Consider the following 19088-nt stretch of genomic DNA (forward strand, 5'->3'; position numbering starts at 1 on the left):
CGTGAACACCCGGAGTACAAACTCCGGTGGGTGATGCGTTAAGAAATGAGGTGTTCACGTTCAACCGGTATGGGTGTTCACGTTCGCCGGAATACGCAAGGGCCACAGGTGAAACAATAAGGCAAAGTAGCAGCAGGAAAACTTTCATCGATTCCCGATCCTTGAGTCTGTCTGTCCTTTTTTGAGGATATTACCTCAATTCTTACTGCCTGGTTGAGCTGACTTCGAGGTTTTCCGCTCACGCTGAGACCTCCCGGAGCCCATGCTATAGTGAACTCGCACCCCCGCCCGCTGGCCATGACTGGCCATCCCATGCGCACAGGAAAGACCGACATGAGCACCGAACGCAGCTCTGATACCACCGGTAATTCCCCATGCGAACCGGGCGATGACCTGTCGCACCCTCCCCGTTCAGCGGACCTGATCGGCACCAGCCGGCTGATCATCGACGCCTTCGACGGGGTAACTGACATTGTCGAGGTGATGCACCGCAATATTTCCGGACTCGCGCCGGTTATTGGCCCCGGGCGACCCGGCCCTACCCGGGGGGTCACCGGCCTGGTCTACCGCAATATCCGTCGGGTCTCCGCCCTGACTGGCCAGGGCCTTGAGTTCACCCTCAGCCGGTTCGCCCCAATGCTCGCCAACCAGGAATCGACCGCACGGAGGGATGCCCTTCTGGCCGCCCTCAACGGCGTACTCGGGGACTACCTGGTGGCCTCTGCCAATCCTTTGGCGATTCCCATGGAGCTGCGGTACAGCGGAAGGCGCCTGATGCTGGAGCACCAGGCGCTGCTTGCGACCATTCCACACCCGTCGAACCGCCTGTTGGTCATGGTTCACGGCCTGTGTATGAACGACCGGCAGTGGCTCCGTAACGGCCATGATCATGGCAAGGCCCTGGCCCACGATCTGGGCTATACGCCCCTGTACCTGCGCTACAACAGCGGGCGTTCGGTGCCGGAAAACGGCCGGGATTTCGCCCTGCTGCTGGAAGCGCTGGTCAGCCAGTGGCCGGTACCCGTTGAGAAGCTGGTGATTGTCGGACACAGCATGGGCGGACTTGTCACCCGCAGCGCGTGCCTGGAGGCGCAGCACGCCGGCTACCACTGGCCAGCCCGACTCCGGGAAGTGATTTTCCTCGGCACCCCTCACCAGGGCGCAACCCTCGAACAGCTGGGCAGTGGCCTGGAATGCCTCCTGGGGATCAGCCCTTACAGCGCGCCGATCGGCCGCCTGGGCAACGTTCGCAGCGCAGGCATCCGGGATCTCCGTGAGGGCAATATTGGCCAGGTTACCGGCCCGGAAACACAGGCGGGGACCAGCACGGCGCCAGAGACACCTCCCCGCGGCACCCGCTATTACGCCATTGCCGCCACCACCGGATCTTCCCCCGCTGCCGCCAGCACGCTGGCCCGCGGGGATGGCCTGGTGCCCCTCAGGAGTGCACTCGGCCAGCATCGTGACCCGGCTCGCTGCCTGCCCATCCCGGATTCACGACAGGCGGTGTTTCATGGCCTGAACCATTTCGACCTGCTCGATAGCCAGCCGGTTTATCAGTGCCTGCTGGGATGGCTGACTGAGCACTGATGCCTCAGGAATTGAGCTGTACAGGGCTTCGAAGATGGCCGGTTTGAGGTAAGCCGTAGTGTCGTCAATACTTACGCAAAGGAGACGACCATGACCTCAGCGCACTACGACATTATTCTCATCGGCGCCGGGCTGTCCGGTATCGGTACTGCCTGTCACATTTCAGCCGAGCATCCGGACAAGCAACTGGCCATCCTCGAGCGGCGAGAGAGGATGGGGGGCACCTGGGACCTGTTCCGCTACCCCGGGATTCGTTCGGATTCCGACATGGCGAGCTTCGGCTACACGTTCAAACCCTGGTACTCGGACAAGGTACTGGCGCGGGGCGACGACATCCGCCACTACGTGGCAGAAACCGCCCGCCAGTTTGGCCTTGAGGACAAGGTGCAGTACGGCCTGCACATCCAGCGCGCTGACTGGTCCGGTGAGCACCAGCGCTGGACCCTCACTGCGGTTCACGAGAGCTCTGGCGAAGAGCGTACCTTCACCTGCAATTTCCTTGTGAACTGCGCCGGTTACTACAACTTCGACGAAGGCTACCGCCCCCGCTTCGACGGAGAGGAGGCCTTCGCCGGCCCGGTGATCCACCCCCAGCACTGGCCAAAAGATCTGGACTACACCGGCAAGAACGTTGTGGTCATTGGCAGTGGCGCCACGGCAATCACCATTGTGCCCGCCATGACCGACCGGGCCGCGAGGGTGACCATGTTGCAGCGCTCCCCCAGCTACATCATGGCGTTGCCGGATCTGGACAAACTGTCCATGGCGCTCGGCAGGGTACTGCCCAAACGCTGGGTGTTCAGGCTCGCCAGGCAGCGCAACATCCTGTTCCAACGGGCCCTCTACCTGGCCTGTATGCGCTGGCCGAATGCCATGCGCCGGTTCATGCTCAATCATATGCGCAAGCGCCTGGGGCCCGACGTGGACATGCGCCACTTCTCGCCATCCTACAATCCCTGGGAGCAGCGGCTGTGTGCGGCCCCGGATGGTGACTTCTTCGAGGCCGTACGTTCCGGAAAGGCGACGGTAGTCACCGACCACATCGACCACTTCACGGAGCAGGGAATTGTCCTGAAGTCCGGCGAGGAGTTACCGGCGGATATCATCATTGCGGCGACCGGTCTGGACCTGCAACTGATGGGCGGGCTGGAAATCCGGCTGGACGGTGAACCCGTCGACCTGACCCGTAAGATGACCTACAAGGGCATGATGATGCAGGACGTACCCAACTATGCCTGGATTTTCGGGTACACCAACGCCCCCTGGACCCTGAAATGTGATATCGGCGGGCAGTACCTGTGCCGGCTGTTCCGGTACATGGCCCGGAACGACCTGGCCGTCGCACGTCCGGTGAATAGCCAGGGTGTCGATTCGGATGACGGCATGCTGGACGACTTCAGTCCCGGCTACATCAGCCGGGCCAGGGACCGCATGCCCCGCCAGGGCAAAAGCGGCCCCTGGCGGGTAACCATGCATTACGGCAAAGACCGGAAAATGTTGCTCAGGGAGCCGGTGGACGACGGTGTGCTGCAGTTCGAGGCCCTACCGAAGAGTGCACCGCACTCGCCGGATTTTTCAGAGGCCGAAAGTTATGGCTGACGACTTCTAAGACATTACGACGTTTATTGTGGAATCTGATGCGAACCGACTATTGTCGTCGGTAGTACTCGAGGACCTCCCCGGTTCGCGCTGCTTCCACGTGGCAACAGTCCAGCACTTTTTCCCGGAGCATGGCCCTGCCCCGGCTCACCCTGCTTTTGGCTGCCGACTGCGACAACCCGGCCTCGCGGGCCCAGGCCGCTACGCTGCGACCTTCAATGGCAGTGGCAAGGAGCGCCTCCCTGTACGTTTCAGGCAGTTGATGGATAAAGGGCGTAAGGCAAAGTGCCAGGGTCTGCTCAGGGGGTAGTGAGAATGGCTCCCCCGCCTCAACATCATCGGGCACTGCTTCCACGGGGCGTTGACGGCGGTAGTGGTCAATCAAGGTATTACGGGCAACTCGGTACAGCCAGGCCGGAAGATTGGCGGGCTGCTCGCCCCCTTCCAGTGCCCGGGTTGCTTTTACGAATACCTCATGCAGCAGGTCTTCTGCCAGCGACGGGTCATGAACGTTGCTGCGCAGAAACCCCAGCAGCCCACTACGAAAGGTGCGGTAAGCATCTTCCACGCCCGTGGCAGACCGGACGACTATCGCCCGATCCGGAGTTTCGTCTCTCTTCAGGGGATGATTACCCACAACAGGTTTTCTGAGTTCCATTGACCGATGTCCCTGTCGGTGTCTGAGTCGGTGTATCCACGGTTTCTGTCAGCGCGGGTGGCTTGCCGAAGTGGCGTATTTCACCCATGGTTACGAAGTGCTCCCAGGGCAGGCCCTGAGGATCCATGAGCCAGTGTTTTTCACTGTTTGCGTAACAGCACTGGGTTGTACCTTCGTCCAGGATAGCGGCATCCCCATCACAGGCACGCTTGCGCAACTGTGCCAGCTCTTCACCGTCATCCATCTGGAACCCGAAATGATCCAGCCCGGATGAGGCACCGCGGGTTGAAATAGCGAAGTTAATGCGTGGGTCGTCCAGCATCCATTTGGCGTAGTCATCTTCCTGGCGGCTGGGCGCCTGACCAAACAACGTGGAGTAAAAGCGGATATTGGTGTCCAGGTCCTGGACTGACAGGTGCACATGAAAACGTTTCATCAGACTTCTCCGTCTTGTCAGTGGTTTGCTGTATCGCTACAGGTAAGACGCAGAAACACCCGGATGGTCGCAGAATTTTTCGGCCACCTGTCATTCACAGCCCGATATCCTCGTTCCACAATTCGGGGTTATCCCGGATGAACCGCTCCATCAGCGCGATGCAGTCCGGATCATTCAGGACCTCCAGCGCCACACCATGGCTTTTGAGCAGTTCTTCCTCACCCCGAAAGGTTTTGTTTTCGCCAATGACCACATGGGGAATGCGGTACAGCAGGATGGCGCCGGAGCACATGGCGCAGGGTGACAGGGTGGTATACAGGGTCGAGCGGGCGTAGACATCGGCCGGCTGGCGACCAGCGTTCTCCAGGGCGTCCATTTCCCCATGGCGGATAGCACTGCCCAGCTGTACCCGCTGGTTACGACCTGAACCCAGCACCTTGCCATCACATACGAGAACGGAGCCAATGGGAATGCCGCCCTCCGCCATGCCTTTCTCGGCTTCAGCCATTGCCAGTTCCATAAATCGGTTCATAGTGCCTCCGCTACTGGTGGGGTTGTATCGAAGATAGCACAGCGGTCCGCCAGGGCCGGAGTCCTGGAAGACGTTACCCCGAGCCCCGGCATGGCGGCCAGGCACACCAGGGCGGGATTAATCGGCGGTTTCTACCCGGTTGCGGCCTTTCTCCTTGGCCCAGTAGAGTGCCTGGTCTGCCCGCTGGATCAACAAATCTTCCGGTTCCTGCGACAGGTGCTGGGCCACGCCAATACTGACCGTAATGGGCCCAAGCGGGGACGCCACATCCCGGGCGATGGTGGCCCGCAGGCGCTCAGCCAGGTCAACCGCCTCATCAAGAGCGGTCTCCGGCACAAGCACTGCGAACTCCTCACCACCCCAGCGGCAGACCACATCGCTCTCCCGTGCCAGCTGTCTCAGCAGGTTCGCCACCTGGCGCAGCAGCTTGTCGCCAACGGTATGCCCGCACTGGTCGTTCACCGGTTTGAAATGGTCGATATCCAGAAACAGCAGGGAAAGCGGGCGCTGGTAACGGGACGCCGTTGCGATGGCACTCTTGAGCAACCGGTCAAATCCCCGACGGTTATAGACATGGGTCAGATGGTCCCGCTCCGCCGTCCGGCGCTCGGTCAGGTCCCGGACCAGGGCATAGAAACCCAGCACCTGATCATTGGTGTCATGAACCGGGATGTATTCTGCCTCAACCGGTCGGGGACCACCCAGGGCATAGGGCACCATCATCTCGAAACGGACCCGCTCTCCGGCCAGGGCCGTGTCCATATACTGACGTATGTTGTTGAAGGCGGTTTCGCCCAGTACGTCCACAACCTTCCTCCCCAGTATCTGGTCCGGATGAACATCGAACCACCGGCTGTAGGCGGCGTTGATTTCACCATAGCGATACTGGTTGTCCACGAAGGAGATCAATATGGGAAGGGCATCTACCAGCAGGGTGCGCCGGTCCTGCTCGTTCTTGAACTGGCGGGCGTCGTACAGTGAAGCTGCCAGTACATAGCTGGCCATTTCCAACAGCTTTAGCTGGTCACGTTGAAAGGCTCCGGGCCTGCCCGAGTATACTTTCAGGGCACCAAAACAATGACCGGCATGGAGCAGGGGCACCAGTACGCCTGAGCGGAAACCTGCTTCTTCAGCCTTGTCCTGGTCGACCCGGCTATCGTGGTGTACATCCTCACAGAAAATCGGGATCTGTGCCTTGTAGCAGGTTCCTGACAGGCTGGCGTCCACTGGTAACCGAATGCCTTCCACCGACCGTGCGCTGCCGGCAACGGCAGTGTAGACCAGGGTATCCCCTTCCACTTCCTCGACCGCCGCCGCCTCGGCCCCGGTTGCATCCATGGCCACATCAACGACTTTCTGGCGCAGTACGCTCAGATCCAGGCCTGCTGTGCCCACCTTGCGCTGCATACTGGCGAGGAGCTCAAGCTGCCCCTGCCGATGCTCCAGTTCACGAAGCGGGGTCAGGTCCCGCAGGGCGGCCACAAGATAACCGGACGTCTCCTTGGCCGGCGCGGCACGGACTGTCCACTCCACGTGCAGCGGCGTGCCACTCTTACGGTAATTCGTGACCTCGGTGGGCGTGGTTTTTTTAGCCTGGAAGATGGTCAGCCAGTCCGACGGCGTGTCCTTACCCACCAGCAGCGCTGGTGTCTTGCCGATGACCTCGGCAGCGGAATAACCGGTGAGTGCGTAAAAGGCGGCATTGGCGTAGACAATCGTTAACGACGGATAAGGCCCGGTAACGAGGACTCCGTCTGACACCGTCTCCAGAGCAGCCTCAAGCACCGCTGTATCGTTCATGGCAGAAGTCATTGTTGCATCGCCGGCGCAGCCTGATCCTTTTTATACGTAGTTAACATATACAGCTAAATGCAGAATAACACAGACACCAATAGCGGGCCCTGACAGAAGCACAACAGAGCGACTTTACCGTTCAGCGCTTTCCCGTTAGTGTTCAGCGAAAGCCGACCAGGGAGGGAAACCATGAGTTTCGCCGCTATCCATGAACGGGCCATTGCACGCAAGGGTGGCCCCGACAGTCTGAATGCCTTGTTGCCACGGGTGGCCCTGCCGGAAGACCTGATCAGCCTGGGCGACGACCGCTACCTGGCAGAGATTACCCGGTGCGTGTTCCGGGCCGGCTTCGTGTGGCGAGTGATCGACAACAAGTGGACAGGGTTTGAAGCCGCGTTCGACGGCTTTGTACCGCTGTACTGGCAGCAGGTACCACCGGAGGTGCTGGAAAACCTGGCCGAAGATGAGCGCATCGTGCGCAATCTTCAGAAGATCCGCACCGTGCCTGAGAACGCCCGTATGGTGGTGGAGGCTGCCCGGGAATACGGCAGCTTCGGCAACATGCTGGCCCAGTGGCCGTCCGACGACCAGGCCGGACTGCTGCTATGGCTGAAACGCCACGGGTCACGCCTTGGCGGCAATACGGCCCAGTACTTCCTGAGGATGGTGGGTTGGGACGGGTTTATCCTCTCCCAGGATGTGCTGGCGGTGCTGCATCTGGAGGGCCTGCTGGACGCCACACCAGGCAGCAAGAAAGCCCTGCTGCAGGCAAAGGCCGCCTTCAACGACTGGCACCGGGAAACCGGACTGCCCTACAGTCACCTGTCGAAGATTGCGTCCTGCAGCATCGAGCGCTGATGTGGCTGCTTTACTGATCGTGTGGCCGGCGTAGCAGTCAACGCTTACCCGGCGCCCGGGAGCACAGTAGCGATTCAGGCGTCGGAGGTTTCGTCGGCATTCAGCAGCTGCGGTTTTTTCAAGGCCTTCTGGAAAAGGTCCCTGTTCTCTGCAATGGCCAGCGCGCAGCGATCCGCTGTCTGTTCGTCCAGCCCGTCTACCTTGCGAGTGAGGAATTCCCGGATCTCCTCGGACAGCTCCAGTACCTTGTCACGGGCGTCCGCCTCGGCCTTGTTGGTGAACAGCAGGGTGTCAGGGTGCTTCAGTGCCATGTCCAGCCCATCCTTATCGGAGAAGTAGACTGCTTGTACCGCCATGGGAGTGCCTCGCAGTTATGGTGGGTTAATTGCTGTATGAATTTACAGTAACTGTACAGCGGACACAACGTTTGTAGGAGGTTCGAAACACTATCGTGAGCGAGCGTTGCCCGATCGCTGCTCAATGGCAGGCAGGATGTACCGTTCCATCAGGGCATCCAGTTTTTGCGTAAACGATGGGGAGGATGGGGGCGAAGGGTCCGATGTGATCACGGCGGTAACCGCCAGGTCCGGTACCACATAGAGCATCTGGCCACCGTAGCCCCGGCCGTAGTAGGCCTCGTATCCGTGCAGCTCGGTCACAAACCAGCCATAGCCGTACCGGTCATCGGTATAGCGGGATTCACCTCTTGGCTGCCAGGAGGTGTTCACCCAGCCTTCAGGCAGTATCCGTCTGCCGTCGTGACGACCATCATTTCGATACAGTTCGCCGATGGCAAACAGCGCCAGTGGTGACAGGCGCATGTCATTGCCCCCGAAGTAGATGCCCTGGGGGTCGGTTGGCCAGGAAGGAATGGTGATATTCAGCGGTTCGCCCAGCCACGACCGGGCCAGGATCAGCGTGCTCTGGCCAGTGGTTTCTGTCAGCGCGGCGGAAAGAATATGGTAGCTGCCGGTGGAGTACAGCATGTCGCCACCAGGTTCATCCACAAAGGGGCGCGTCAGTGCGTGGTCGACCCAGTTTTCGCTGTTCACCCAGGGACCGAAATACTGACCAGACGTCCGCTGCAGTCCTGCCTGCATGGAGAGCAGATGGCCTACGGTGATCTCCCCCACCCGGGCATCGGCACCCGGTGGCACGGATACCACCTCGGTAATCGGCTGGTCCGGTCCTTCAAACACCCCTTCCCCGATCGCCACGCCCACCATCGCCGCCATCACCGTCTTGGACAGGGACTTGATATTGACCGCTTCATCCAGCGCCGGGCCGCGAACCACCTCGGCCAACACCGGCTCACCGTCCACGGCAACCAACACACCGTGGAGCCTATCCAGGCTCCCGGCCTCCTCAGCAAAGCCCTCGATTTCCAGGGGGTTATCCGGGTTTACGGCCCCCTGGGCGGCGGCGGACGCGAGTAGTAAGCCGGTGAGGGCAAGAATTCGGCGTAGCCAGTGCGGAATCATAAGGCCCGGTCCCTGTTAGCAACATGCTTGTAGCTACGACCGTAACACGATGGCAGATGAGAGGTGCAGCGACGACGGCAATGCCGAAGAGGTCAGCTACCGGCCGCCGTCTGACTGCGAGCAACAGCGGCATCAACCTGTGGCGACGAACTCAGGCAGTCATGTATTCGGGGCCGGCAAACTCCTCACTCACCTGCGCAAAAATTTCAGTAATGGGACGCTGCGGGTTGGCGTTGTGCAGCTCGCGCACTCGCTGACTCTGGGCCAGCAGTTCCGGGCTGGGTTTTGCCCATTCCGATTCCGGCAACGGCTCCGACCACTCGGCCATGCCTTCCGGCAGGGCCTGGCGAGACATTTTTCGGAGCTTTTTCACTTCCCACTCCACCAGGCGGTTGGGGATCGTCCAGAAGGTGATCAGGTGGTACAGGTACCAGCCGATAAAGTAGAAGATGCCAGCCTCGCCGTCCCGGAACTGCTGATGGAGCCGTCTGCGGGAGTTGCGGAACACGTGTACCCCTTCCCAGGGTGGGTCGTCCGGGCCCTGGAGTTCCAGCGGGTCCTGGATGTCCTTCAGGGTGTGAACCTCGTACTCCATGTAGGCGCGGATGGCCTCCCAGCTGCTGATGGCCTGGGGCAGGCCGTAGGTCTGGAACTCCAGGGTGTACTTCTCGCCGGTGTCCGGGTGGTAGAAGCCGATCCCGAAACCATACTGGCGCTGAACGCCGTATTCCGTCACACCCCGGGCCTCGGTGACCCAGGCCACCAGCGATTCCCAGGGGACGAAGATGGGGTCCTTTTCGCCCTTGGGGACAAAGCAGACTTCCCGGCGCTGGCGGTTGAAGCGGGTGGAGATGATTTTCTGATACTTGCGGTGTTCGTTGTCCCAGATAGCGAGGCTGAAAAGAAAGAAAAAGACCCATGCTGCTACAGCGATCCACCAGCAGTAGTCAAACATGAACCAAAAAATCTCACTGGCCCGGTCTACTTCGTAGCCCTGTAACAAAGTACCACTGGCAGCAATGAGCGGAGTTATAAAAGCAACTAACACGAATATCCAGAAGGGGCCACCTAGAACCATCTGCCAACCAAAAGCAGATGGAGAACCGGCCCCGAAATCAAGATGAGAAGCGGTCACCTCCCCCACTGTATAACCATGATCCACCGGCGGATGTCCAGTGGGGAGAGGTGCGGGCGACACAAAGGTCAGCGTCCCACCGGGAAAGGCTTCTGTGCCACCGGCCCGAGGGATCTCCGCATCTTTTACTATGTCTTGAACGGTACTCATGAGTTATCCGAACCTATCAGGGGATATGTCACCTCCCGCCAGACAACATCACCTTCAGGAGCTTCCTGAACCGGTGTTACCGGGAAGTCGCTGCTACTGGAAACCTTCAGCATCCAGACCGTACCTGTGGTATCGCCTTCCGGAGACCGGGTTTCCTGTTTAACCATCAGCGCCCACTCCCGGGTCATGTGCCGATAACGGGTCTTGCGGTGTTCCGGCGGATCGAGTTCAAGCTGGGCGAACCCTTCATCCTCATTCTGGCTTAACGAGAACATCACCTCATCGGTGACTGGCACCCAGGTTTCGGGAGCTCGCTGAAACATGCTGGCGTGATCGGGCTGAATGCACCAGGCAGCCAGATGGACCCGGTGAGGTGGCACTTCACCCAGTGCAGCGACCAAACTGCCGGCGGGAACTGAGTGCAGGTTGAGCTGCCAATTGCCCCCGCTGCTGGTCAACGTGATACTGTCCCCTAAACGGGCCAGGGCAGCCTGGTATTCCTCAAGTGACCTATCCTCCCTGAGCTCTGAATCGCGCCCCCAAGGCGTACTTTGGAGCCATTGATCCCGTTCATTCAGGTTGTAACGGTTGTATACCCAGGTCCCCGCCAGTTCAAAGATTGTAAAAATCAGACCCGCGAGGTTCAGGCGGAGAAACAGACCCGAAAGGCTGCGACCTGCGGAGGCCCAGGCTGTGGCCCTGGCGGCTCCTTTCTTGGCCTCACGGGCTGCCAGCCCCATCTGTAGAGTCCGCGCAAAACCAAAAGCACTCGTTGCCGTTAGACCGCCGCTGCCGACCATACCCATCACGGCACCAACTTGCGCGTCACTGTTGCCTCGCCGAACGGCTTCCTGCCACCTGGACCGATGATCAACAAAAGCCATGGCGGAGGTAACAAACCCCGCACCATAGGCAGCTATCCCCAGCCCGACGTGCAACCTACCCATCCTTATATGGACGGTCTTCACGGCACTACGCTGCCAGGCACCCGCCAACTGCTTCGCACGCGCTCCGTATACGGTGTCCATCAGCCCTTGATAAGCCAGAAAGCCAGCCCCGATTGTCGCCGTAATACTGACTGTAAGCGCCGTCCCCAAGCCCTTTCTTTGCTCTGGTGCGGCGTTAAGTTCGCCAAGGATCTGCCAGAAGTTCACGACCTGCGCAGCAAACACCAACCACCCAAGACCATCCCCAACCAAATTCACCTTGGGGGCAGCCCCAAGCCCCTGACGGAAATGTGCCACCAGCCGGCCGACTTCTTCCTGTGCCGCTGCCGGCGCCACCACCGCCAGGGTTGCCCGGCCCGGAGCGCCATCCTCTATCCTTATGGCAGGATCTGACTCTTCCACGGGACTCAGTCCGGCGGCGACCCGTTTGCCCAGGTTCCGGTGCTCTTCACGGGCCTGCTTGAACTCCGCCAGTTTCTGCTGTGCTTCCTCGGATTGATGACCGTGGGTGGCCTTCAACCGTCGGCGCTCCCGGCTGAGCGTTGCCATGCGCTCGTTCAGTGCCAGCATCCGCCGCACATCCTCGCGGAACGTCTCCAGTTCCGCTTCGGACGCGAAGCTGAATTCCGCCTTACCCGCCTCAATGGCGCGCAGCATGCGTTTCTTGAAGAAGAAAGGCAGGTCCCGGAAGAGATCGTCCAGCTCCGGGACCGAGCGGCTCTCAATGCCCTCGTAAAGTTTCTGGAGCGAGCGGGCCATGCCGATGGACACGGCGGGTGACAGCACATCACCGATGGCTTCGGCCTTTTGCTGAATGAGTTCGGACAGCTGCTCCAGCTGTGGCAGCCTGCCCGATTCCACCTGGCGAATCCGGTCGATCCAGCTGGCCGACCCGGTAACCACTCCGTAGCCCGTCGAGGCAAGCGTTGCGTAGGTTTTCGACAGATCCCCGTCCGGGGACTGGTCTTGCAGCGGTATGGTCTGGAAGAGCGGATGGGTGAACTGCGGGTTGCTCTCCAGCCATGCCAGAATCTCCTCCGCTGCTGTGTCAGCCCGACAGATGTCCTTCAGGCAGGCGTATTGCAGATCCAGGGCATCCTCCACCTGGCCCGGGTCATCGCCATCAAAGTACCAGGTCGCCCGGTGAAGGCGACCGCTGCACAGCATGTCGACCCGGTCTTCGGTGATCACATCCAGCTGGGCCTGCCACCGCGCCAGTTTCTCCCGTTGCGCTTCCATGAACCGGTCCATGGACTCCCGGTCGATCAGGTCATTGATGCCACGGTGGCCAAACCCCTGCCCTTCCAGTGTCTTCCTGAGGGCAGCGCGCTGCTGGCTTTCCAGAGCCAGAAGACCCTCCAGGTTCCGTTCCACAAATGCCGGGTCTGCGCCCTCCAGGGACTCCCGGAAGTACCAACGGTCGACAGCCTGCTGCATACGGATGTACACGCCGTGGGCATTGTGTCGATTCGCGGTCCGGCGCAGGGCTTCCACCTCGGCGCGGAGCTCCGGGGGCAGGGACGGATCGTTGGGAGAGGGGTTGGCGCTCTCGTCAGGCTGATTGAGAACCTCCAGCAAGGCCTCTTCGGTGTCCGCCCGTGCCTCCGGGTCCAGCGCCTCCAGGTCTTCCCGGACGGCACGGATGGCCGGGTCGCTGCTGCTCTCCAGGATGGCGTCCAGGCTGTTGGTATCGAGCATGGTCATGGACTCGATCAGGGCGCCCAGCACATAGTCCCGTTCGTTGTCTCCCTCGCTGGCCCACTGATCCAGCCAGCCGACAACGGTGTCCTGATGGTCGGCCAGGTCGAGCATGACTCCCACATCGTCCCTCACCACCAGGCAAAGGCATTCGTCCGGGTTGGCGACGCCCTGCTGTTTCAGAAGTTTGCCCACCCGGGTTTTATGGTAGTAGGGCTGGTTCTCCCACACGTAGGGTTCCCATTCTTCCTCCAGCCCGCCTTCCACCGGTTCCGGCTGGTAGTCTTCGGCGAATTCCGCCACCCACTCGCTGGCCTGTTCGACGGTCAGCAGATGTTCTCCGCCGGTGCAGGCCGAAGCGCCCGCAAGGTTAACCCGCTGCATCCAGTGCCGGCGCTCTTCCTCACTGCCGGTGATCCGGGCCTTTTTTACGCCGGTCCAGGCAACGTCTGAAAAACACACGTAAAGGGTGTGGCGGGTGGGGTATTCCATGGGTCCGCCACTGAGTTCATTTTTCTGGTACTGGTATTCCCTGAGCTGGGCGGCATCCTCATCGTAAACATAGAGGTAGCCGTCCCTGAGCAGCCGGTAGCCCAGGGGACGGGACTGCAATGAGTAGGGGATGCCTGCCGTGGAGCCAGGCGGGGGCGTTTCCGTGCGCCCGTAGCGCAACGGCAACAGGGTGACGGTTTCCATCAGATCGCAGGTGGCCGGGGCTTCGGCATCGCTGTCCGGCAGCTCCCAGCTTTTCAGTTCACCGGACTCCCGATCGTCCTGCGGGCGTTTCATTCGTTCCATGGTTCTTCCCTGAACTCACATACAGTTTGCGTATTGTTTCGTTGACCTTGTGCTGCTGCACCAGTGGCTGATGTACTGCATCCGACTACGAATGCCTGTGGCCCCCTCCGCCGCTGCCTGCTCAGAGAGCCGGCACAGCTCCGGCCAGGCATCGGGCAGTTCAGGACCGCCCAATTCAGTCCGGGCCTGATCGTCAAGCGTGTCCCATATCATAAGGTTGGCCCGGCGCACATTGAATTGCCGAAAGGCTTCCGGAAGGCGGTGGGACAGCGTAATCGTGCCTGCCGAATCGTCCGCATGTACCTCATTTGCAGGAGCCTGGTAAATCCACGAGGCCCGGGTGCGATCCGGCAAGATCATTTTGGTAACGGCTCCACCCGTCTCCGTTCGGATCAGGTGATTACCGACAATTTCGGCTGCCAGTGCAGGGTGCCCTATACGCACCAACTCCATGGTGCCTGGCGCGGGTTCAATCTGAATCCGCTGGCGCAGCCAGTGCCCGAATTCGGGAGCAGGAAGCGATGTCATGACGACATATCCCGCCTCTCTTACTGCCCCATACTGAACGAAGTGCTGCAGCACAGGGTCGTATGGCCCGCTCAACCAGACCGCCCACGGGGCGACGTCCTGCACCGGTTCCCAGGGAGTGTTCACATAAAGGCAGTCGGCACCCCGCACGTGGCGAGACCATTCAAAAATTTTCTGGCCCAGATCCGGGATGGCACAAGGGTCGAGAATCAGAACAACTTCGGCGTCGCCAGGCCACTTGATGACATCAAACGGATTCCGATCCAGGGGATGGTGCGCCTGATTCATTTTCCTGGCACCTCACAGACCGGACAGGTTGCCGTCCCTTTTAGGATGGCTGCACGTTGAGATGCCACATTGACGACCGGTGAGTAAGGTACAGGGCTACCACCAGTAGCAGCCCGAGAACGGCCGCTTACGCCAGCCCCAGCCCCCTTCCCCATATCAAGTTTGGCGAGAAGTCCGCCACCAGAGGAAGGCAACGGAGCGACCACGGCATCACCGATAACGACCGTAGGGTTACCCACAACTATGGTACCCCCATGGGCTGTCATATCGCTGACCCGGGCGGCAGGTTTGCCGTTGATGAAAACCGATGAAGAGCCTTTTGCGATAGTGTCTGCGGGACCCCGGCAAACGAGCTTGTCCCCTACCTTGGCGGCAGGCTGACCACCAATCATGACATCACCGGAGCCGGAGACAATCGGTCCGCCTACGTGCTTTTTCTTGCCGGTTTTATCGGGACAGGTGTGATAACAACTGAGCGTTGCGGCGGGCTTGCCCATCCTGGGGTTCCTCCCTGAGTCGTCCATGAATCCTGTTCTTTCGCTCGGGGAAGTATATACAGCGCGTTCTTAGACGCCAATGTGCAAGTTCGCATTCCAGCCCCGAGGCGCTCTGAAAGGTCACATACCGAAACGGTTTTAACGGCTCTCGGCGTCTAAACTCATACCTTTCCTGGAATAATGTCCGGCGCTGTCGCTTTGCGGTCGGTCGGCAATCTACACAAAAAGGCGGCGTTGCATGTCGTCCGAGCCGACCCTCTTCCAAACCCGATTTGCCTCCGATACTCCTGAGAACAGTATGCCGAAATTGCGTTCGAGCGGCCCGGCCTCGGGTGGCCTGCAGGTACTGACGGCCGCCCTGCTCTTCGTGCAGGCGGATGGCTGGCTGCAATGGCTGGCCGTAGGGCTCGGTATAGCGGGTATCGCCATGGCACTGATACAAAGCCGCGAAAATGCAGGGGGTACCCAGCAGTTGGTGGCGGTGCTGAAAGGTATCAACGAAGATCAGGGCGACCTTTCCAGGGAAGTGCCCATCAGCCGTGACGGCGATGAGACAGCCGAGCAGTTCAATCAGTTTGTTGAACGCCTTCGACAGACTCTTGAAGACCTGCGTACCCAGACGATCAGAGTCACACTTTCCGCCGCCCACGGCCGCAAGCTGGCCGAAGACGCTGCCAGGGATGCCACCCCTCAGGAGTCCTGTTCGGAAACAATCTTCAGTTCCACCGAGGAGTCTTCTGCGGCAATCGACGAACTGGCCCGGCGTACCAGCGCCATCGCCGACATAAACTCCCGAAACCTGGAGATCGGCAGGGAATCCGCTACCGGACTCAACGAGGCTACGCAGCTGATCACGCAGGTCAGCCTTCCAGAGTATGATCGGCGACTTCGAGCACTCCCATAATGACCTGCTTCAGGTCAGTTCAGCGGTGGAGGAACTGTCGGTCGTAAACCGCGACGTTCACAATCGCAGTACCGAGATTCGGGAGCTGGGGCAACGCATCCGTGAAAACATGGTGAGTTCCGACACCCAAACCAGTGAGCTTGTCGAATCTGCGGACGCCACTCTTCACAGCCTCTGCCAGTTCCGCATCGGGAGGGGCCGACTGGAAGCAACCCTGGAGAAGGTCGAAGTTCGTCGTGATCAGATCCAGGAAGAAATCGCAAAACTTGCGGCCAATGGCGTCAGCATGTTCGACCGCAACCACCAGCCGATCCCGAATACCAATCCCCAGAAGTTCGATGTGAGTTACGCGAGGCCATTCCAGAACGCCTGCCAACACCTGATTGACGCCTGGGCCCGGGAGCAGGACGGGGCGCTCTATTGCCTGCCCCTGGACAGCAAGGGCTATGTTGCCATCCACAGCAGCGAACTGTCCCACGAGCCCACCGGTGACCCAGAGACGGACGTGCAGAAAAGCCGGCACATGCGCTTTTTCCAGAGCCGGGATATTCCACACATGGGGCGCTTCAAACTTCAGAGTTACATTCGTGACACCGGCGAGGTCATGTTCAACCTCTCCGTGCCCATTGAGCCGGACGGGCGCTACTGGGACGGCCTGTTTATCGGTCTTCCCGCTTCCGTTTTGGGCATCGACTCCTGATCACGGGCGCTCCAGTAAAAGCTCTTCGACCCGCTGGGCGAGCATCGCCACATGCTCGTCCCGGGCGCCCATTTCTGACAGTGCACCGGCCAGTTTCAGCAGGTAGTCGGCATTGGGGCCACTGGGGCCGTGGGAGCGGGCGATCTGTGCGGCCATTTCATCCACCGGGGCTGGCCCCAGGAAGGCAGCATTGTCCACACCGGCGACGTAGACCAGGCCCTCCACCGATTCCTCCTCGCTGAACCTCAGAGACGTAAAGAATCTCAGGTAGCCGTTCTTTTCACGGTGGTCCAGATGCTCAAAGGTCCGGGGGGATACCCGGTAGGCCACGCCCAGGCAGGTTTCCCCCGGCGACTCCACCAGGGTCACCACCCGGCCGGGCGCCTCCGGTGTCCCACGGTGGTCATGGGAGCCCTGCCAGAACCGCCGCGTCCAGCCGTCAATTGATGCAACACGCTGCTCCAGGTAGGGAAAGTCCACCTTGTAGATCAGCGAACCGTAGCCAAACAGCCAGACATCGTCGAGATGATCCAGGTTGTACCGTTGGCGGTTCAGTGCCGAGGTATCCAGTGCCATGCAATTGCTCCGGGGTGATTGAAAAAGAAAACCAGTGTCCCGCCCGGCTGAGTACCTATTCTCAACTTCCGGTGCTTGTTACGTCTACCCTGTCCATGTCCGAAAATCGCCAGACAAATGGTTCCTGCAGCGCTAAGCTTGAACCATGGAACGCCCTGAAAACCACTACCACCAAACTCTGCAGGAAGGCATCCCCTTGCGCCTCGACTTCCGGCCACCGTTGAACTGGGAGGCGCTGACCGAATTTCTGGTGTCCCGGTCCGACGGCCTCAGTCAGGGGCTGATAGGTGGCCAGTATGTCCGCACGCTGCGGGTCGGTGAAACAACCGGCTGGCTCGCGGCCCGGCCGGTGGCGGAGAAACTGCTGCAGGTAGAGCTTTCCCCTTCCCTGCTACCGCGACTTGCGATGTTACAACAACCGCTCAGGCGTCTGTTTGACCTGGATGCCGACCCCGATGCCATTGCCCGGTGCCTGCAGTGCGATGAACAGCTTGCACCACTGGTAACATCATCCCCCGGCCTGCGGGTACCCGGCACGCTGAACGGTTTTGAGCTGGCCATGAGGGCGATTCTGGGGCAACAGATCTCCGTGAAAGCCGCGACCACGCTGTTCCGGCGTCTCGTGGACCGATTCGGTGAGCCGGTGGAAACCCCGTTCTCCGGACTGGATCGTCTGACCCCGACGCCACAGCGTATTGCAGGCCTTGCCCCAACGGCACTGATAGACTGTGGGATCACCCGCCGGCGTGCCGACACGGTGATTGCCCTGGCAACGGCGGTGAATGAAGGTTCACTGCAACTGGAACCGTCGGCCGACCCGAACCAGACGAAGCGAAAATTACTGGCCCTGCCCGGCATCGGCCCCTGGACCATGGAATACATTGCCATGCGAGCGCTGGGCGACACGGATGCCTTCCCCCACTCGGACCTTGGCCTGCTGAAAGGCGCTGGGGTAGCCCGGGCATCAGACCTCGAGGTGCGTTCACAGAACTGGCGCCCCTGGAGAGCGTACGCTGCTTTCCATCTCTGGCACGCCCTGGGCCAGGGTGGCTGAACAGACAATCGGAGGAACCCCATGAACCACGCCGTCGCAACCGTGTTCTACACAGAGCTGGAGTCACCCATTGGCACCCTTCTGGTCACCAGTGATGGCGAAGCCATTACCGGGCTGCACATGGAACAACAGGCAACGCGTCCGGTTATCGAAGAGCACTGGCTGCGGGATGACCAGTGCCTGGATAATGCCAGGTCGCAGCTGGTGGCCTATTTCGAGGGACAGTTACAGCAGTTCGACCTGCCCCTGGCCGGCGCCGGAACGCCGTTTCAGCAACAGGTGTGGCAGGCGTTACGGGAAATTCCCTTCGGGCATACCGAGACCTACGGTGAGCTGGCCCGACGCATCGGCAACGAGAAGGCATCCCGTGCCGTGGGGCTGGCCAACGGGCGCAACCCTTTCGGCATCATCGTGCCCTGTCACCGGGTCATCGGCACCAATGGCGCACTGACCGGCTACGCTGGTGGCATCGAGCGCAAGAAATGGCTGCTGGCCCATGAGCAGGCGCACATGGGCCGGTGACATGGGAGGGACTCAGTCCCACTCCGGCGCAAAGTCCGGGTTGGCGATGCGTTCACCCCGGTCCAGCCCGTCGATGGCACGGATTTCGTCATCGCTGAGCCGGATCTTCAGGGCATCCAGGTTTTCAGTCTGATGTTTGGGCCGGGTGGACGACGGAATCGGCACCACACCCCGTGATACACACCAGGCAATGGCAATCTGTGCCGGGGTCACATGGTGGTCAGACGCAATCTTCTGAAGGGTCTCATCTTCCATCACCTTGCCCACCGCCAGCGGCATATACCCGGTTACCGGGATATTCAGCTGCTGGGCATGCTCCACCACCTTACGGTTGGCCAGGAAG

The 19088-nt window shown here is 60.4% G+C and carries 19 protein-coding genes; 7 read left to right on the forward strand and 12 right to left on the reverse strand.

Features of this window, described 5'->3' with window-relative positions; translation table 11 throughout:
• Positions 1-333 precede the first annotated feature (333 nt).
• Positions 334-1590 (forward strand): esterase/lipase family protein, encoded by a 1257-nt coding sequence (locus ACESMZ_RS16900; RefSeq protein WP_372958545.1) that lies wholly within the window; start codon positions 334-336, stop codon positions 1588-1590.
• Between the two features lie 90 nt (positions 1591-1680).
• Positions 1681-3189 carry a flavin-containing monooxygenase gene (locus ACESMZ_RS16905; protein WP_372958546.1) on the forward strand — a complete coding sequence of 503 codons (1509 nt, stop codon included), beginning with the start codon at positions 1681-1683 and terminating at the stop codon, positions 3187-3189.
• A 49-nt stretch (positions 3190-3238) separates the two neighbouring features.
• Here the strand turns inward: ACESMZ_RS16905 and ACESMZ_RS16910 are convergent, their stop codons facing one another.
• The 4 genes from ACESMZ_RS16910 to ACESMZ_RS16925 form a co-directional block, all read right to left on the reverse strand.
• Positions 3239-3847, reverse strand: a complete 609-nt coding sequence (locus tag ACESMZ_RS16910) for a sigma-70 family RNA polymerase sigma factor (protein ID WP_372958547.1) — start codon at positions 3845-3847, stop codon at positions 3239-3241.
• Positions 3819-4283: an ArsI/CadI family heavy metal resistance metalloenzyme gene (locus ACESMZ_RS16915; RefSeq protein ID WP_372958548.1), complete on the reverse strand. Its 465-nt coding sequence runs from the start codon at positions 4281-4283 to the stop codon at positions 3819-3821. Before ACESMZ_RS16915 ends, ACESMZ_RS16910 begins: the two co-directional genes overlap by 29 nt.
• Before the next feature lie 94 nt (positions 4284-4377).
• The gene (locus ACESMZ_RS16920) at positions 4378-4815 is read right to left on the reverse strand and encodes a nucleoside deaminase (protein WP_372973049.1); all 438 of its coding nucleotides are present in this window, start codon (positions 4813-4815) and stop codon (positions 4378-4380) included.
• 117 nt (positions 4816-4932) lie between these two features.
• Positions 4933-6615, reverse strand: coding sequence for a diguanylate cyclase (locus ACESMZ_RS16925; RefSeq protein WP_372958550.1), 1683 nt, complete (start codon positions 6613-6615; stop codon positions 4933-4935).
• Positions 6616-6798: 183 nt separating this feature from the next.
• Here ACESMZ_RS16925 and ACESMZ_RS16930 point away from each other — a divergent pair, with 183 nt between their 5' ends.
• The gene (locus ACESMZ_RS16930) at positions 6799-7467 is read left to right on the forward strand and encodes a DNA-3-methyladenine glycosylase I (RefSeq protein WP_372973050.1); all 669 of its coding nucleotides are present in this window, start codon (positions 6799-6801) and stop codon (positions 7465-7467) included.
• A gap of 74 nt (positions 7468-7541) precedes the next feature.
• On the opposite strand, the gene ACESMZ_RS16935 is transcribed toward ACESMZ_RS16930, so the two are convergent.
• The 6 genes from ACESMZ_RS16935 to ACESMZ_RS16960 all read right to left on the reverse strand — a co-directional run bounded on the left by ACESMZ_RS16935 (position 7542) and on the right by ACESMZ_RS16960 (position 14989).
• Positions 7542-7823: a YebG family protein gene (locus ACESMZ_RS16935; protein WP_372958552.1), complete on the reverse strand. Its 282-nt coding sequence runs from the start codon at positions 7821-7823 to the stop codon at positions 7542-7544.
• Positions 7824-7913: 90 nt separating this feature from the next.
• Positions 7914-8948, reverse strand: a complete 1035-nt coding sequence (locus tag ACESMZ_RS16940; RefSeq protein WP_372973051.1) for a serine hydrolase domain-containing protein — start codon at positions 8946-8948, stop codon at positions 7914-7916.
• Between the two features lie 151 nt (positions 8949-9099).
• Positions 9100-9903, reverse strand: coding sequence for a hypothetical protein (locus ACESMZ_RS16945; RefSeq protein WP_372973052.1), 804 nt, complete (start codon positions 9901-9903; stop codon positions 9100-9102).
• A 326-nt stretch (positions 9904-10229) separates the two neighbouring features.
• Positions 10230-13676, reverse strand: coding sequence for a toxin VasX (locus ACESMZ_RS16950; protein WP_372973053.1), 3447 nt, complete (start codon positions 13674-13676; stop codon positions 10230-10232).
• Positions 13677-13691: 15 nt separating this feature from the next.
• A complete protein-coding gene (locus ACESMZ_RS16955; protein WP_372973054.1) occupies positions 13692-14492 on the reverse strand; it encodes a DUF4123 domain-containing protein in 801 nt (266 codons plus the stop codon).
• Positions 14489-14989, reverse strand: a complete 501-nt coding sequence (locus ACESMZ_RS16960) for a PAAR domain-containing protein (RefSeq protein WP_372973055.1) — start codon at positions 14987-14989, stop codon at positions 14489-14491. Before ACESMZ_RS16960 ends, ACESMZ_RS16955 begins: the two co-directional genes overlap by 4 nt.
• Positions 14990-15287: 298 nt before the next feature.
• Between ACESMZ_RS16960 and ACESMZ_RS16965 the strand changes: the two genes are divergently transcribed.
• Both ACESMZ_RS16965 and ACESMZ_RS16970 read left to right on the forward strand, forming a co-directional pair.
• Entirely contained in the window at positions 15288-15893 is a 606-nt protein-coding gene (locus ACESMZ_RS16965; RefSeq protein ID WP_372973056.1) for a hypothetical protein, read from the forward strand.
• On the forward strand, positions 15865-16593 hold the full coding sequence (locus ACESMZ_RS16970) for a hypothetical protein (RefSeq protein ID WP_372973057.1): 729 nt from the start codon (positions 15865-15867) through the stop codon (positions 16591-16593). The genes ACESMZ_RS16965 and ACESMZ_RS16970 overlap by 29 nt, the downstream gene beginning before the upstream one ends.
• On the opposite strand, the gene ACESMZ_RS16975 is transcribed toward ACESMZ_RS16970, so the two are convergent.
• On the reverse strand, positions 16594-17169 hold the full coding sequence (locus ACESMZ_RS16975; RefSeq protein ID WP_372973058.1) for a gamma-glutamylcyclotransferase: 576 nt from the start codon (positions 17167-17169) through the stop codon (positions 16594-16596).
• 145 nt (positions 17170-17314) lie between these two features.
• Between ACESMZ_RS16975 and ACESMZ_RS16980 the strand changes: the two genes are divergently transcribed.
• Positions 17315-18223 (forward strand): DNA-3-methyladenine glycosylase family protein, encoded by a 909-nt coding sequence (locus tag ACESMZ_RS16980; RefSeq protein WP_372973059.1) that lies wholly within the window; start codon positions 17315-17317, stop codon positions 18221-18223.
• A 21-nt stretch (positions 18224-18244) separates the two neighbouring features.
• Positions 18245-18745: a methylated-DNA--[protein]-cysteine S-methyltransferase gene (locus tag ACESMZ_RS16985; RefSeq protein WP_372973060.1), complete on the forward strand. Its 501-nt coding sequence runs from the start codon at positions 18245-18247 to the stop codon at positions 18743-18745.
• Between the two features lie 12 nt (positions 18746-18757).
• Here the strand turns inward: ACESMZ_RS16985 and ACESMZ_RS16990 are convergent.
• A partial coding sequence (locus tag ACESMZ_RS16990; protein ID WP_372973061.1) for an aldo/keto reductase occupies positions 18758-19088 on the reverse strand: 331 nt, incomplete at its 5' end.

Source organism: Marinobacter sp., assembly GCF_041690615.1.
GTDB lineage: Bacteria > Pseudomonadota > Gammaproteobacteria > Pseudomonadales > Oleiphilaceae > Marinobacter.

Bases quoted from the DNA above. Each gene is read 5' to 3' on its own strand.
- ACESMZ_RS16900 (WP_372958545.1), top strand. From the start codon at position 334: ATGAGCACCGAACGCAGCTCTGATACCACCGGTAATTCCCCATGCGAA.
- ACESMZ_RS16905 (WP_372958546.1), top strand. From the start codon at position 1,681: ATGACCTCAGCGCACTACGACATTATTCTCATCGGCGCCGGGCTGTCC.
- ACESMZ_RS16910 (WP_372958547.1), bottom strand. From the start codon at position 3,847: ATGGAACTCAGAAAACCTGTTGTGGGTAATCATCCCCTGAAGAGAGAC.
- ACESMZ_RS16915 (WP_372958548.1), bottom strand. From the start codon at position 4,283: ATGAAACGTTTTCATGTGCACCTGTCAGTCCAGGACCTGGACACCAAT.
- ACESMZ_RS16920 (WP_372973049.1), bottom strand. From the start codon at position 4,815: ATGAACCGATTTATGGAACTGGCAATGGCTGAAGCCGAGAAAGGCATG.
- ACESMZ_RS16925 (WP_372958550.1), bottom strand. From the start codon at position 6,615: ATGAACGATACAGCGGTGCTTGAGGCTGCTCTGGAGACGGTGTCAGAC.
- ACESMZ_RS16930 (WP_372973050.1), top strand. From the start codon at position 6,799: ATGAGTTTCGCCGCTATCCATGAACGGGCCATTGCACGCAAGGGTGGC.
- ACESMZ_RS16935 (WP_372958552.1), bottom strand. From the start codon at position 7,823: ATGGCGGTACAAGCAGTCTACTTCTCCGATAAGGATGGGCTGGACATG.
- ACESMZ_RS16940 (WP_372973051.1), bottom strand. From the start codon at position 8,948: ATGATTCCGCACTGGCTACGCCGAATTCTTGCCCTCACCGGCTTACTA.
- ACESMZ_RS16945 (WP_372973052.1), bottom strand. From the start codon at position 9,903: ATGTTTGACTACTGCTGGTGGATCGCTGTAGCAGCATGGGTCTTTTTC.
- ACESMZ_RS16950 (WP_372973053.1), bottom strand. From the start codon at position 13,676: ATGGAACGAATGAAACGCCCGCAGGACGATCGGGAGTCCGGTGAACTG.
- ACESMZ_RS16955 (WP_372973054.1), bottom strand. From the start codon at position 14,492: ATGAATCAGGCGCACCATCCCCTGGATCGGAATCCGTTTGATGTCATC.
- ACESMZ_RS16960 (WP_372973055.1), bottom strand. From the start codon at position 14,989: ATGGGCAAGCCCGCCGCAACGCTCAGTTGTTATCACACCTGTCCCGAT.
- ACESMZ_RS16965 (WP_372973056.1), top strand. From the start codon at position 15,288: ATGCCGAAATTGCGTTCGAGCGGCCCGGCCTCGGGTGGCCTGCAGGTA.
- ACESMZ_RS16970 (WP_372973057.1), top strand. From the start codon at position 15,865: ATGATCGGCGACTTCGAGCACTCCCATAATGACCTGCTTCAGGTCAGT.
- ACESMZ_RS16975 (WP_372973058.1), bottom strand. From the start codon at position 17,169: ATGGCACTGGATACCTCGGCACTGAACCGCCAACGGTACAACCTGGAT.
- ACESMZ_RS16980 (WP_372973059.1), top strand. From the start codon at position 17,315: ATGGAACGCCCTGAAAACCACTACCACCAAACTCTGCAGGAAGGCATC.
- ACESMZ_RS16985 (WP_372973060.1), top strand. From the start codon at position 18,245: ATGAACCACGCCGTCGCAACCGTGTTCTACACAGAGCTGGAGTCACCC.